We start from the raw sequence: 13,283 nt of genomic DNA, 5'->3' as shown, positions 1-13,283 counted from the left end.
CAAGGAAGGAAATAATTATAACGAGGACTATCTAATGATAGAAAATAGCTTTGCTATCACGTCCACTTTTGTGGCGTATTTACTGATTATGGTTGCTATTGGCGTTTACGCGTATAAGAGGACTTCCAATTCATCTGATTACTTCCTAGGTGGCCGTAGCCTAGGTCCGTGGCCTGCTGCATTATCTGCAGGTGCTTCAGATATGAGTGGCTGGTTGCTGCTAGGCTTGCCTGGCTATGCGTACGCTGCGGGTATCGAGGCCTTCTGGTTAGCCGGCGGTCTACTTCTTGGTACATGGGCAAACTGGCTCATCAGTGCAAAACGCCTACGTACCTACAGTATCCAAACTGACGCGTTAACGTTGCCAGAGTTCCTGTCACGTCGCTTCAACGATAAGTCGAAACTGATCCAGACAATCTCTGCGTTTTTCATTCTTCTATTTTTCCTTTTCTACACCAGCTCAGGTTTGGTCGCAGGGGGCAAACTGTTTGAGACGGTATTCGGTCTAGATTACACCTACGCTGTTATCATCGGTACGGTGTGTGTGGTTTCTTACACACTATTCGGTGGTTTCCTTGCGGTATCTTGGACTGACTTAGTGCAAGGCTTGCTAATGGCGGCTGCGCTAATGATTGTTCCTGTTGCAGTAATGGACGGTGGTCTAGGTCAGCTAACTTCTGATCTGCATGACATCAACCCAGAACTTGCAACGCTATGGAATGACGCCAAAGGCGAACCACTGTCTGCGATTGCTATCATCTCTTTAGCGGCATGGGGTCTTGGTTACTTTGGTCAGCCACACATCCTAGCGCGTTTTAAAGCGTCTCGTTCAAACAAAGATCTAACGACTGCACGTCGTATCGCTGTGATCTGGACAGCACTATCTATGGTTGGTGCAATGCTTGTTGGTCTTGTCGGTCTGGTTTGGGTTACGGGTCATCCGGGCACTCAACTAGAAGATGGCGAGAAGATCTTCATGCTATTGGTTAACGCAGTATTCCACCCTGTCGTTGCGGGTATGTTGTTAGCAGCAATCCTAGCGGCGGTAATGAGTACAGCAGACTCACAGCTTCTTGTTTCATCTTCAGCGCTTGCAGAAGATTTCTACAAGCAAGTATTCAAGCCAGAAGCCTCTTCTGAAGAAATCGTAATGATTGGCCGTATCGGCGTTATCGTGATTTCGCTTGTTGCGCTATTCCTAGCAATGACACCAGATAGTTCAGTACTTGGTCTTGTTTCTTACGCTTGGGCTGGCTTCGGTGCTGCATTTGGTCCTGCGGTTGTACTTAGCCTTTACTGGAGCGGTATGAACCGTAACGGCGCACTAGCAGGTATCCTTGTTGGTGGTATCACTATCGTAGTTTGGAAGCAGCTAACTGGCGGTTGGTTTGATGTGTACGAAATCGTACCGGGCATCATCTTCTCTACGCTTGCTATCGTTGTTATCAGCAAAGCGACAGGCGGTGCAGCGCAAGACGTATTAGACCAACATCAATCGTACGAGAAGAAACTAGTTGAACTAGACTAATTACTTCCTTTTACGAACACAAAGCCCGCTTATACAGCGGGCTTTGTTTTATCTGAACTTAATAAACGTTAATGGTGATTGCTTGAGGCCAGACTGTCACGTCGCTTTATTCTTTGTGAGTGTGTCAGTCACGACGAACTTTGGCGTAAATGACGGTGTTACTCAGCTCGCCAGAAGGCGCACGCCGAGCATTGCGTAGCTCACCTTCAAACTCATACCCACAGCGCTCAGCAACCGCACGACTTTTGCGGTTATTCGCATCGGCTAAAATCGCGATTCTTTTCGCGTCCAACGCTTCGAATGCATAGTTTTCAATCGCCGCTACCGCCTCAGAGATATAACCGTAGCCTACCGCGCGATCATCAAGCCAATAGCCAATCTCAAATGCCGGTATCTCTTGATCATGGATCATTAACCCAATGGCGCCGAGTAAACGATCGCTTTCCTTGTCGATTAGGTAGTAGCGCAACTCTTCTTCGAAGTTTTCAAAGTTTGCGATAGCTTTCTCTGTCCCTGCAATCATCGCTTCTAAAGTGAGCACGTGAGGTACCCATGGCAGGTAAACTTCAAGCGTTCTTTGGCTACGAACAACGGCCTGATGTGCTTCTTCTGCACGTTCCAAGCAAGCTGGGATGAGCTTTAAACGTTTGGTTTCCATGTCGAATCTCCTAGGCTTTTATACTCCAATCGTCTCGTAATGCAGGATTCAGAGCGTTATCACTAAAAATCATTTAAACAGAAACACTTAGAGACATCTAGCCTTCGCAAGAACATTATTCACTTGGTTTGTAAGGGAGAAGCTGAGAGAATTGAGGCGTTATAAACATAAAATGGTTTAATATGAAACTTCTAGTAAGAAACTTAGCTCGTGAGACGACAGAGCAAGACATCCGTACTCTGTTCTCAAACTACGGCAAAGTTGAGCTTTGCACCGTCGTGCTTGATCAAGAGACGGGTTTATCAAAAGGGTTTGGTTTTGTGATCATGCCAGATGAAGCCGAAGCCGTTGCGGCGTTGGAGGCACTAAACCTGTCTTCAGTACACAAGAGCAAGATTCGTGTGAAAGTCGCACAAGACTAGTATTTTTGCCTTTCAAGGTGAAAGATAAAACCAGCTGAGAGGCTGGTTTTTTAGTGCCTTAATTTTGAGAGGTTGCTACGGTTACTTGAGGCGAAAATATTTGCTGGTATACGCAGACTTCTCGTTCTTTTCCTTGCATTTTGATGATGTGATTGTCGATATACGTCATGCCCAACTTTTGAATGACTGATTGGGATTGTCTGTTTTCGACCAAGTGCATCGCTTTTAGGCCCGATAACTCAAAATGTAGTCTGGCAAACTGAATTAAAGCCATTGACGCTTCTTGAGCAAACCCATTCCCCCAATAATCGACGCCAAGCCAATACCCTAATGTGCCGACTCCCTCCGAGATGTTTAGCAGACTAACAGCACCAATTAACGCTTCGTCTTGACGTTGAGTAATGGCATATATGACCCCACTACGTTGGTGATATACGCCAACATGGCTCTTAATCCAAACTTGTGCCATCGGCTCTTCATAGGGATGAGGAATATTTGCCGTCATATCTGCAATGCTCTTGTCTCCTGCGAGTCGTGCGACTGTTGTGCTGTCTGTCGGATGAAATGGGCGAAGAATAAGCCTTTCTGTAGTGAGCGTTGGTTGAAGCGTCATCGTGCGTCCTTGAGATGAGTCAGTATTGTGGAAATTGCAGATTCACACTGTAAATCAGGCTTGTTTAAACAACCAAGTAATGCCTGAATCGAAAATGTGAGTGAAAGCCATATTTAAAGCGCCATAAAATTGATCATTGCAGATTGAAATAGCGAGTAGCAACAATTGCTTATGTGTGATGTGTCGTATTATTACACACATAAGCGCGTTCGTTCATAATAATGGTACAAAAGTTGAGGTCTGACCAATGTCTCAATTTTTTGATACTTTCGTCCAATTTTTTGAAGATAGGACACAAAAAATTAAAGGGGATTTTTTATTGTGGAATTATTTTGAACAAAATATGTCAATTGTCAGTAGTACTGAAAAAAGGGAGAAGAGAAATGCCGGATATATATTGCGCAGCTTGTAGAAAATCAACGCAACATAAAGTGATCATGAAGCGTTGCGAGCCACAGCCCGTTGATTCGTTGACAGGTAAAGTGGTGAGTTTTACACAGCTGATGGCGAAATTTGTATCAGGTGAACACTACTACGAGATGGAACCACAATACTACTGCCGATGCTGTAATCATCGTGCAATTGGAGAAGTGATTCCTCATCCTACCAGGCATACGTCGGCAGCTCTCTAATTCAGAGCGATAGCTATGATTAATAGCTAAACAGGGCGGCTTGCCCCGCACGCCAGATCTATAAAGGCGTATCACACGCTTTCAAATTTGCGACTCTACGGGAGCCGCTAGATTACTTTTGTTCTTCATACTCGGTTATGGAGAGAGCGGCAGTAATCGCAGCCCTTTCCTTCCTTAGTTATTTTCTAATTATTCTCTGCTGAATTTCACATGCTGTGCATTTGATGGTTTGCAATTGTTTAAGCAACGATTAATGTGATGCTTCCTGAGTGGTTACAAGGATGTGGTTAATGAGTTACCAATTGGACCGGATTGATTTACACATTTTGAGAGTGCTTCATTCAAGAGGCAGAATTCCAGTTGTTGAACTCGCAAAGCAGATCAACTTAACGACCTCGCCGTGTTCTGACCGCGTGAAGCGGCTAGAAAAAGAGGGGTATATCAATGGCTACCATGCGGAGCTGAATGCGGAAAAATTAGGCTTGGATGTGCAAGTATTCATCCATATTCGCTTAGACCAAACCAGTTTTTCCATTTTTGAAAAGTTTGCGAAAGCCGTCGAATTGATGCCGGAAATTGAAGAGTGTTATTCGCTCTCTGGGGACTTCGATACCATGATAAAGGTTCGTGTTAAGAGCATGAAAGCGTATCAGGAGTTTATGTCGAGTAAGTTAGGCACGCTTCCGGGGGTGATCCAGACTCGTAGTGAAGTGGTAATTGAAGAACATAAAACAGGATTTGGCGTGAACCCGGAGCTCCTTGGTTAGGCGAGGCTGATGTCTATGACTGCAGCGCTTATGCGTTGAGCATATTATTTAACGTGACCTGGCGTATTACTTTTTCAAGATCAAAAAAGGAGCCGAAGCTCCTTTTTGATAAATCGGTGAGCGACTATGCGCCGATAAAGGTGCTGATAAGGCCAATTAAACCGCCAAAAACACCGCCCCAAACGACTAGCCAGCCAAGGTGTTCTTTAATCATTTTTTGCACCATTTCTTTGACCAGTGCGGGTGTTAATTCGCTCAAGCGCTGATCAATGATGCCTTCAATGTTCTGCTTTATCTCATCCATCATAGCAGGAGACTCGAACTGCTCTTTCAGTGCTTCTTTGATGTTATCGCTCTTGCTCAACCCAATAATGGATTCTTGCATCTTTTCGACGAAAGGCTGCCGCATAGGTTGTAATGCCTCCGCGCCGCCAAACATTGCTAGCATGCCGCCAAATTGAGAGCCTTCGATCACTTCTACCAAAGAGTCAAATGCTGGGTTTAAGTCCACTTTCTCAATCACAGGTTGAAGATCGATGTTTACACCGCCCGCCATTTCTTTGTTCAAGAATCGATCGATGTTCGCTTCGGTAAAGAACTGCTCCATCATCAAGTTTTTGATAGCCAGTTTAAACTCTTCAAATCGCGCGGGGATCACGCCAGAACCGTATAATCCAGGCACTTTTTCAAACAGCATGTGGATGGCAAGCCAGTTAGTGATGGCGCCTGAGAACGCAAACAGCCCCGCATACCAAAGGTAGTCGTTTTGTAATTGATGACCTCCAGCCATCAAAGCGATAGCAAGGACATTCGTTAGCAAACTTTTGTTCATAGTGACCAGTTATATGTGAATATCGGAATAAATAAGTGGGCCTGATTCTATACCTAAGTCACATTGAGATGCTAGGTTTTGCCGTGATGAGTAACCGTGTTGCGAAGGGATAAAAATGGATGTGCAGAAAAACAAAACCCGACAATTACTGTCGGGCCACTGCTTTTTCTTAGAAAAACTAAGATTCTATTTTTAATTTTAGATGCGGTAGATCTTACAACAAAGTTGGCATTTCCATCTTTCTGAGTAGCCAAATAGCTTGTCAGCCCAACTTGGTTTGAGTTGTACGATCTGCATTGAACCACATTTACACATAAGCTAATTACCTTATTGTTAATATAATAACTAAGCCATCTATTGAGTATAGCTGTTTCTCAAAAAGTGAAATGACAAATGAAGACGGCTCAATACTCTGTATTGTGTTCATTGCAATGGATACGCAACGAGGCGGTATATTAGCAGAAAAAGTGTGAGCTTTATCATGGAGAGTGTTTCATATATGAGAAACCACAATGGCTATATGAGCGTCTAGCCATGGATTAAAATAAAAAACGGCGCTTTAAGCGCCGTTTTTATTGAGCTTATCACTCGTTAAGAAGCGTGTTGATTGTCTAGTTCTTCAGCGATAAATCCGCCAGTTTGATGGGCCCAAAGCTGGGCATAAATACCGTTGTTCGCGATGAGCTCTTGGTGAGAACCTTGTTCAACAATACTGCCTTGATCAAGTACGATGAGGCGATCCATTTGTGCGATGGTCGACAATCGGTGCGCAATCGCAATAACGGTTTTTCCTTGCATTAACTCATTCAAGCTTTCCTGGATGGCTACTTCGACTTCTGAATCCAGAGCCGATGTTGCTTCATCCAGTACCAGCAATGGTGCGTCTTTGAGTAGCACACGAGATATTGCGATACGCTGACGTTGGCCGCCAGACAGTTTCACACCACGTTCACCAACTTGCGCATCGTATCCGACGTTGCCAAATGGGTCGGTCAGTGTTTCGATAAACTCATGGGCATGCGCTTGCTTGGTGGCTTTCAACAAATCTTCTTCTGTCGCATCTGGGTTACCATACAAAATATTGTCGCGAATCGAGCGGTGCAGCAGAGAAGTATCTTGGGTCACCATACCGATCTTTGAACGCAAAGAGTCTTGTGTGACTTCTGAGATGTTCTGTCCATCGATCTTAATGCTGCCGTCTTCGACATCGTGGAAACGAAGTAACAAGTTCACCAAAGTCGATTTTCCGGCGCCGGAGCGCCCAACCAAGCCGACTTTCTCTCCTGGTTTGATGTTGAGATCGAGATGGCTAATCACGCCTTTGTTCTCACCGTAATGGAAGCTGACGTTATCAAAGTGAATGCCACCTTCAGTGACTACTAAGTCTTTTGCGCCTGGTTTATCTTTAATATCAATAGGCTTAGAGAGCGTTTTCATTCCATCGACTACGGTTCCCATATTTTCAAAGAGGGCGCCAACTTCCCACATGATCCACATCGACATACCATTTACGCGTAATGCAAGGCTAACAGCAATCGCAATCGCGCCAACGCTGATTGCGCTATCCAACCACAGGTAAATCGATAAAGCAGCAACGGAAAAGACCAAAATATAGTTTGAGATCTCTACAGCAACGTCGAAGCCGGTCACTAGGCGCATTTGACGATAGACCGTGTTCAAAAATCCCTTCATGCCTTGCTCGGCATATTGGGTTTCGCGCTGGCTATGAGAAAACAGTTTGACGGTTTGAATATTGGTATAGCTGTCGACGATGCGTCCTGTCATTGTCGAACGTGCATCGGCCTGCGCTGAAGCGACGTCTTTAAGCTTAGGAACGAAATAGATTTGGATAGCGATGTAAGCGAGCAGCCAGACGATCATTGGGATCATCAAGCGCCAGTCTGCCGTTGCTAACATAATGATCATGCTGGTGAAGTAAACCGTAACATAAACAAACACATCCATAGCTTTCATGACGGTTTCGCGCACAGCTAATGAGGTTTGCATGACTTTAGTTGCAACTCGGCCTGCAAAATCATCTTGATAGAAGTTTAAGCTTTGATTGAGCAAATACCGGTGTGCAAGCCAGCGGATAGACATTGGATAGTTGCCCAATAATGTTTGGTGAACGAGCAACGAATACACGATCACCAAAATGGGCATGACAACCAACAATAAGGTTCCGTAGAAAATTAAATCTGCTTTATTGTCTTGCAAGAACGTTTCTGGATTGCTGGTGGACAACCAATCAACCAATTGTCCCATCGCGCCAAACAACATAACTTCAACGACAGCAACAATCGTGGCCATCAAAGACATGATGATCAAAGGCTTTTCGTAGCCGCGGGTGTAATAACGTAAAAAAGCGAGCATCCCTGAAGGAGGCTGATCTGGTGTGGATTTGGGGAACGGCTCTGTAAAGCCTTCAAATCGTTTAAACATAACTCATCCTAAAGTTAAAACAGTGCCATTTGGGGTGGCTAAATCCATCGATTCACGTTGCTTTGGACGAAGCCGCGTGTATAAGAGTTTTTGACTGCTCTCGAGAAAGCAGACGGATTGACGAGAGGGGCGAAAAAATAGTCTAACCGATTGTGTTTTAAATGTAACTAGTTGGTTATGGGTGTGGTTGTCTATGGTTCTGATTCTTATGATGAATTCTTCGCATGTTTATCGCGATGCCATAAAACCTTAAACCTGCAAAGTGACAATAAAATTTAGGGAAAAATGAATTTAATGCAGCAAAAATTACTTTTGGGCAATTAAATTAATTGTCAAAACAGCAAAACTGAAGTTAACAATAAATTTACAATCTCCTCATTCTAGTGATAAGGAATGTATTGGATGCTATTACACGAATCAGTGACCCAATTTGCTAATGGGAAAGAAGAAAGTACGCAAAGTGCTCAGCGCCAAACCGCAAACTGCGTAGTGATGGTGCCACCGAAAGAGTTTCGTTTTAATGAAGAAACCGCACAAGATAATGAGTTCCAACATAAAGTGTCACTCAGCCAAGAAGAAGTCTCACGTCGAGTAATGGCCGAGTTCGCGAGTATGGTTGCAACGTTGCGTCAAGAGGGCGTTCAAGTTGTTGAGTTTGATTATCCAACTTCAGATGTTGCGACGCCAGACGCGGTATTTCCAAACAATTGGTTTAGCACTACGCCAGATGGTACGTTGTACACCTTTCCAATGGCCTGTGAAAACCGTCAAAAAGAAGTACGTCCCGATGCGCTTGTGGCAGCACTAGCGCAAGCAGGGCGAGAAGTTCATCGACGCAGCAGTCTAACTGAATATCTTGACGAGCAAGCGTATTTAGAAAGCACGGGTGTGATGGTGTTTGACCACCTAAATAAAACGGTCTATTCCGCACTCTCACAACGTTGTGATCGTCTGGTTTTAGAAGATTACGCCGATCGTATTGGCTATGAACGAGTGATCTCTTTCCAAACTCGTTTGCCATCTGGTGCGCCTATTTACCATACCAACGTGATGATGGCCGTGGGTGAGCAGTTCTGCGTGATTTGTGACGAAGTGATCCCAGAATTTGAGCGTCGTTTTGTAATGAAGTCACTCGCCAAAGACAAGCAAGTCATCTCAATTTCGCTGGAGCAGATGAACCAGTTCTGCGGTAACATTCTGCAACTGGAAACGATCAACGGCGACAAGGTGATTGCGATGTCGCAATCGGCGTACGATGCATTCTCACCAGCACAAAGAAAGCAATTGGCAACGCACGGTAAATTGCTGCCATTCGACGTTTCTACCATAGAATCTATTGGTGGTGGTTCGGTTCGTTGTATGTTGGGTGAGGTATTTTTGCCTAGTCGACAAGCGGTGTTATAAACATATTGTGCAGTTTTGCTTGCACATGCAGGTGACGTTCATTCTCTCCCAAATAATAAAACCGTTAGCCTCGAGGCAGTACGAGGCTGACGGTTTCACTTTCTAGCTTCTTCCTAGGATATTCCGAGCTTAACCCATACTCTCGCGCAAAGACTTGATGTCTTTGGATGGTGGCGCACCAAATAAACGGCTGTATTCACGGCTAAATTGAGAAGGGCTTTCGTAACCCACTTTAAACGTAGTCGCCATGGCATCGAGGTTTTCTGTAAGCATTAAACGCCGAGCTTCGCTGAGTCTTAATTTCTTTTGAAATTGCAGTGGCGTCATAGATGTCATAGAACGAAAGTGGGTATAAAACGCCGATTTACTCATGCCACTGTAGGCGGCTAATTCACTGACACTTAACGGTTTTACGAAATTATTCTTCAACCAACCAATGGCCTTCGCGATTTGATGGCTGTGACTTCCTGCAGTTACGATTTGATTAAGACGAGCGCCCTGTTCGGTGATTAACAGTCGATAAAAAATCTCTCGTTTAATAATCGGCGCTAAAATTTTGATGCTTTGTCCTTCATCCAGCAGCTCTATTAAACGCAGAAAGGCGTCAAGTAATGGCTCCGACAACTCTCCAACCGCTATGCCTTTTTGTGCTTCTTTGCTTTGATTAAACGTCAGTTCACTATCGACAATAAGTTGAGATATTTCAGTCAGATCCAGTTCCATAATCACCCCTAAATAAGGTTTATCTTCACTGGCTTCAATGATATTGGCGATAATTGGCAAGTCGACAGAGGAGATCAAAAAGTGGTTCGCATCGTAAACAAAGCTATCTTCACCCAACAACACGCGCTTTCTCCCTTGAGCAATTAAGCAAATACTTGGGTTGTGGGTGTAGCTTGTCGGTGGTGTTGGGGTTGCCCAGCGACTGAACCTTAATCCTGGAATTTCTGTGTCATATTGGTTCGCGCCATTTGCCCATTTCTCAATGTGCTTGGCAAGCTTTTCTATTGCACTGGCCAGGGTTGACGAAGTGTTTGACGGTACCTCTTGCATAAGTCAGTGCTCTCCTCTGGTTGGCCTCAGGTTCGGGGTTAACGGCATGCGATTTCTGCCTTTGTAGTTAACGCCTCTTCGGAGTCAATTAAGCGACTTCATTAAGCATAGTTATAACAGTTCATTTCTTTAAGTAAAGAATATTGAGCAAGTGTCTATTTCGAGGTTAAGCGATCAGAGAGTGATCTTTCTGGTTGGTTTTTGAGCGGGTTAATTGTCTGTCATGAATTTTATTATTTAATAGTCAACTACTTATGTATAGATGAGTTTTTATTCCGTTTTTTCTAACCGGTCTCAAGTATGGTTGTCTTTTGTATTGGTTTGGAATATTGGGCAAGTATTAGCAATGAATAGGCTAACGGTCATCTATCAAAGCGCAATACAGTGAACCCATGGTTTGGTGAGTTGTAAGCACTCAAGAACACTATTTGGAGTCATGATGAATAACAAAAGCAATACTCAAATCCCTGACGTACTGCAAGCCGGTGTATTTCAAGGTCGAGGCATTTTCGAGTTTGGTGAAAAGAATGAAGCGTATGCGGATTACTTTACCGGCACGAGTTATCTGGCGTTGCTCAATCAGCCTGGTCTTATCGTGGCGAACGTAACGTTTGAACCAGGGTGTCGCAATTTTTGGCATATTCATCATGAAGGTGGGCAGATTCTGTTAGCGACAGGAGGGCGAGGTTGGTATCAAGAATTTGGCCAACCAGCACAAGAGTTGAATGTTGGCGATGTCGTGCATATCGCGCCAGGTACTAAGCATTGGCATGGCGCAGCTAAAGACAGTTGGTTCTCACATGTAGCAATAGAAATACCGGCTGAAGGCGCAAGTAATGAATGGTGCGAACCAGTTTCTGATCAAGAGTACATGCAACTAAAGTAGCCCGAGCTAAGTTTTCAGTGAGAAAAGGGAATCTCGATGAGACAAGCATACCGTTTCAATCAGTGGGTGAGATGCGTTTTGGTGAGTAGTGCCTGGATGTTCCCCTGCATTGTAAACGCAGAAGTTAATAGCGCTGGATTGGAGGAAAATATGGTGAAATAGAAAAACTAACACAAAGCCTTAATGATGGGTTAGACGCAGGCCTAACGGTCAACGAGATAAAAGAAGTGCTGGCTCAGTTGTACGCGTATGCTGGATTTCCGCGCAGTTTGAATGGACTAGCAACATTTATGACGGTGTTGGAGGAACGTAAAAGCCAAGGTATTACTGATACCTTAGGGCGAGAATCAAGCGCGTTACCTAACGATAAAACCAGCTTAGAATTTGGCGCTGAAAACCAAACACAACTTGTTGGTGCAGAAGTAAAAGGCGCGCTATTCGATTTTTCTCCGCAAATTGATGAATACCTAAAAGCACATTTGTTTGGTGATATTTTTGAACGCGATGTGCTCACTTGGAAAGAGCGTGAAATTGCTACGATTGCAGCATTAGCAAATATGAACGGTGTTAATAGCCAATTAGCAGCTCACTATAATATCAGTATGAATAACAATGTTTCTATTCAAGAGTTAGAGGAATTTATTGTTGTATTAAGTGAGTGCTGTGGTGAAAGTGTGTCTAACAATGCTCAATCGGTCCTAAAAACAGTTTTGGAAAAATAAATATTATTTGGCCAATCATATCAATTAGAAAGGAATTCGTTTATGAAAAATAAATCATCATTGTTTATTTGGTCTGTGCTGTTGTCGACGGGATTTATGCTTCCAATCGCTCAAGCAGCCGATGGTAACTCATCTTCGCAGCAAGTTTATCGCTCTGCTGATCAGAAATCGTTTCAAGGACCTGAAAACCTATTTACCGGGAAAGTTAACGTCGAGATGTTGTTTCCTGAAAGCGAAGTTGCAAACTACAGCGCCGCCTATGTCACTTTTGATGCAGGAGCTCGAACCGCTTGGCATACTCACCCTGCAGGACAACACATGATCGTCACTTCTGGTACCGCACTTACAGGAACGCGTGATGGGCATGTAATTCGATTTGCTGCTGGTGATAGTGTCTGGTGTCCGCCTGGTATCGACCATTGGCACGGTGCAACACCAAATGCGCCAATGACTCACCTAGTGGTTACGGCGTCAAAAGACGGTGAAAACGTTATCTGGAAAGAGCAAGTCACCGATGGTCAGTATGCAGCAGGACAGTAATAACCAAGGCCACTTTTTTATAGTGAGCGCAGAGCTTTTACTCTGCGTTTTTTATTGTCTTGTTGGGCCAACCAAGCGCATTTCCCAATCCTCGACTTCGCCAGTTTTTAGGCGGCGCTCGACCAACTTGCCCCAAGACTCGACTAACGGCAGTTCAGACAGCTTAGTGAGTTCTTCTCTATCTAAACATCCAGTGAAAACCGCGCCCATGATGCGAGCCAATGGCCATTCTGGATAAGGTCTTTCACACAGAATAATCTCGTCACCTGCACCGATATCGCCTTCTTCCAATACTCGGAAATACCAGCCTGTTCGAAGCGTATCTTGCAGTCTTCTCGCCATGTCGTGTTGGTCAAAGCGTACGTTAAGTTTCCAACAAGGCATGCGACCTTGCGACACTTCCAGTAATGTTGAGCCGATACGGATTTTATCTTTCAAGCAAATCGTGGATTCGGTGACGCCCTCGGAGCTGATGTTTTCGCCAAAGCCGCCAGCGGATTGGAAAATAGTTCTTTCGCCTAATTCTTGTTGCCAGATTGGGTAGTGCTCGCTTGGGTAAATATGAAGCGCTTTTTGAATTCCACCATGAAAGCGTGGATCGCCTTGCTCATCACTGATAAAACCAAGCTCTGTTGCGTGCTGGCGCTCGGGCAACACTTGTTTGTTGATTGCGCTTTGCGCTCCATGAGCATAAGGGACAGTTTTCCCTGCTAGCACAGCTTTTACGACGCCGATTTTCTTCATGTAACCTCCTTATTATTTGAATGAGAGATAAAGTGTTTAC

Annotated in this window: 13 protein-coding genes and 1 pseudogene; 8 read left to right on the top strand and 6 right to left on the bottom strand. The window is 44.4% G+C overall.

Annotated elements, in window-relative coordinates; translation table 11 throughout:
- The first annotated feature begins 34 nt into the window (after positions 1 to 34).
- Positions 35 to 1,528, top strand: coding sequence for a sodium/proline symporter PutP (gene putP / locus OO778_RS20555; RefSeq protein ID WP_005392162.1), 1,494 nt, complete (start codon positions 35 to 37; stop codon positions 1,526 to 1,528).
- Positions 1,529 to 1,652: 124 nt separating this feature from the next.
- Here putP and OO778_RS20550 read toward each other — a convergent pair whose 3' ends face one another.
- Positions 1,653 to 2,186 (bottom strand): GNAT family N-acetyltransferase, encoded by a 534-nt coding sequence (locus OO778_RS20550; protein WP_085342450.1) that lies wholly within the window; start codon positions 2,184 to 2,186, stop codon positions 1,653 to 1,655.
- Between the two features lie 182 nt (positions 2,187 to 2,368).
- Between OO778_RS20550 and OO778_RS20545 the strand changes: the two genes are divergently transcribed.
- Positions 2,369 to 2,608, top strand: a complete 240-nt coding sequence (locus OO778_RS20545) for an RNA-binding protein (protein ID WP_005392166.1) — start codon at positions 2,369 to 2,371, stop codon at positions 2,606 to 2,608.
- A 58-nt stretch (positions 2,609 to 2,666) separates the two neighbouring features.
- Here OO778_RS20545 and OO778_RS20540 read toward each other — a convergent pair whose 3' ends face one another.
- Complete coding sequence (locus OO778_RS20540; protein ID WP_256954640.1) at positions 2,667 to 3,221, bottom strand: GNAT family N-acetyltransferase; 555 nt, start codon at positions 3,219 to 3,221, stop codon at positions 2,667 to 2,669.
- A 383-nt stretch (positions 3,222 to 3,604) separates the two neighbouring features.
- On the opposite strand from OO778_RS20540, the gene OO778_RS20535 reads away from it, so the two are divergent.
- Positions 3,605 to 3,853, top strand: coding sequence for a hypothetical protein (locus tag OO778_RS20535; RefSeq protein WP_012842405.1), 249 nt, complete (start codon positions 3,605 to 3,607; stop codon positions 3,851 to 3,853).
- A gap of 290 nt (positions 3,854 to 4,143) precedes the next feature.
- On the top strand, positions 4,144 to 4,620 hold the full coding sequence (locus OO778_RS20530) for an Lrp/AsnC ligand binding domain-containing protein (RefSeq protein WP_006740877.1): 477 nt from the start codon (positions 4,144 to 4,146) through the stop codon (positions 4,618 to 4,620).
- A 124-nt stretch (positions 4,621 to 4,744) separates the two neighbouring features.
- Here the strand turns inward: OO778_RS20530 and OO778_RS20525 are convergent, their stop codons facing one another.
- Both OO778_RS20525 and OO778_RS20520 read right to left on the bottom strand, forming a co-directional pair.
- Positions 4,745 to 5,452 carry a DUF445 domain-containing protein gene (locus tag OO778_RS20525; protein ID WP_074190291.1) on the bottom strand — a complete coding sequence of 236 codons (708 nt, stop codon included), beginning with the start codon at positions 5,450 to 5,452 and terminating at the stop codon, positions 4,745 to 4,747.
- 591 nt (positions 5,453 to 6,043) lie between these two features.
- Entirely contained in the window at positions 6,044 to 7,894 is a 1,851-nt protein-coding gene (locus OO778_RS20520; protein ID WP_074190292.1) for an ABC transporter ATP-binding protein, read from the bottom strand.
- Between the two features lie 402 nt (positions 7,895 to 8,296).
- On the opposite strand from OO778_RS20520, the gene OO778_RS20515 reads away from it, so the two are divergent.
- Complete coding sequence (locus OO778_RS20515; protein ID WP_083612644.1) at positions 8,297 to 9,298, top strand: arginine deiminase-related protein; 1,002 nt, start codon at positions 8,297 to 8,299, stop codon at positions 9,296 to 9,298.
- A 129-nt stretch (positions 9,299 to 9,427) separates the two neighbouring features.
- On the opposite strand, the gene OO778_RS20510 is transcribed toward OO778_RS20515, so the two are convergent.
- Positions 9,428 to 10,351: an AraC family transcriptional regulator gene (locus tag OO778_RS20510; protein WP_264912778.1), complete on the bottom strand. Its 924-nt coding sequence runs from the start codon at positions 10,349 to 10,351 to the stop codon at positions 9,428 to 9,430.
- 436 nt (positions 10,352 to 10,787) lie between these two features.
- On the opposite strand from OO778_RS20510, the gene OO778_RS20505 reads away from it, so the two are divergent.
- The 3 genes and pseudogenes from OO778_RS20505 (at position 10,788) to OO778_RS20495 (ending at position 12,499) form a co-directional block, all read left to right on the top strand.
- A complete protein-coding gene (locus OO778_RS20505) occupies positions 10,788 to 11,237 on the top strand; it encodes a cupin domain-containing protein (RefSeq protein ID WP_086015559.1) in 450 nt (149 codons plus the stop codon).
- Positions 11,238 to 11,389: 152 nt separating this feature from the next.
- Positions 11,390 to 11,959, top strand: a pseudogene (locus OO778_RS20500) (carboxymuconolactone decarboxylase family protein); the annotation flags it as partial.
- Positions 11,960 to 12,001: 42 nt separating this feature from the next.
- Complete coding sequence (locus tag OO778_RS20495) at positions 12,002 to 12,499, top strand: cupin domain-containing protein (protein ID WP_264912775.1); 498 nt, start codon at positions 12,002 to 12,004, stop codon at positions 12,497 to 12,499.
- A gap of 51 nt (positions 12,500 to 12,550) precedes the next feature.
- Here the strand turns inward: OO778_RS20495 and OO778_RS20490 are convergent, their stop codons facing one another.
- Entirely contained in the window at positions 12,551 to 13,243 is a 693-nt protein-coding gene (locus OO778_RS20490; protein WP_264912773.1) for an MOSC domain-containing protein, read from the bottom strand.
- Between the last annotated feature and the right edge of the window lie 40 nt (positions 13,244 to 13,283).

Source organism: Vibrio sp. STUT-A16, from assembly GCF_026000495.1.
GTDB classification, from domain to species: domain Bacteria; phylum Pseudomonadota; class Gammaproteobacteria; order Enterobacterales; family Vibrionaceae; genus Vibrio; species Vibrio diabolicus.
The sequence above is the reverse complement of the archived record's forward strand: the minus strand, read 5'-3'. Positions and strand labels throughout refer to the sequence as shown.

What these genes read in the sequence shown, in the direction of transcription:
- OO778_RS20545 (WP_005392166.1), top strand. Translation starts at nt 2,369, where the DNA reads ATGAAACTTCTAGTAAGAAACTTAGCTCGTGAGACGACAGAGCAAGAC.
- OO778_RS20490 (WP_264912773.1), bottom strand. Translation starts at nt 13,243, where the DNA reads ATGAAGAAAATCGGCGTCGTAAAAGCTGTGCTAGCAGGGAAAACTGTC.
- OO778_RS20495 (WP_264912775.1), top strand. Translation starts at nt 12,002, where the DNA reads ATGAAAAATAAATCATCATTGTTTATTTGGTCTGTGCTGTTGTCGACG.
- OO778_RS20505 (WP_086015559.1), top strand. Translation starts at nt 10,788, where the DNA reads ATGATGAATAACAAAAGCAATACTCAAATCCCTGACGTACTGCAAGCC.
- OO778_RS20510 (WP_264912778.1), bottom strand. Translation starts at nt 10,351, where the DNA reads ATGCAAGAGGTACCGTCAAACACTTCGTCAACCCTGGCCAGTGCAATA.
- OO778_RS20550 (WP_085342450.1), bottom strand. Translation starts at nt 2,186, where the DNA reads ATGGAAACCAAACGTTTAAAGCTCATCCCAGCTTGCTTGGAACGTGCA.
- OO778_RS20520 (WP_074190292.1), bottom strand. Translation starts at nt 7,894, where the DNA reads ATGTTTAAACGATTTGAAGGCTTTACAGAGCCGTTCCCCAAATCCACA.
- OO778_RS20540 (WP_256954640.1), bottom strand. Translation starts at nt 3,221, where the DNA reads ATGACGCTTCAACCAACGCTCACTACAGAAAGGCTTATTCTTCGCCCA.
- putP (WP_005392162.1), top strand. Translation starts at nt 35, where the DNA reads ATGATAGAAAATAGCTTTGCTATCACGTCCACTTTTGTGGCGTATTTA.
- OO778_RS20530 (WP_006740877.1), top strand. Translation starts at nt 4,144, where the DNA reads ATGAGTTACCAATTGGACCGGATTGATTTACACATTTTGAGAGTGCTT.
- OO778_RS20535 (WP_012842405.1), top strand. Translation starts at nt 3,605, where the DNA reads ATGCCGGATATATATTGCGCAGCTTGTAGAAAATCAACGCAACATAAA.
- OO778_RS20525 (WP_074190291.1), bottom strand. Translation starts at nt 5,452, where the DNA reads ATGAACAAAAGTTTGCTAACGAATGTCCTTGCTATCGCTTTGATGGCT.
- OO778_RS20515 (WP_083612644.1), top strand. Translation starts at nt 8,297, where the DNA reads ATGCTATTACACGAATCAGTGACCCAATTTGCTAATGGGAAAGAAGAA.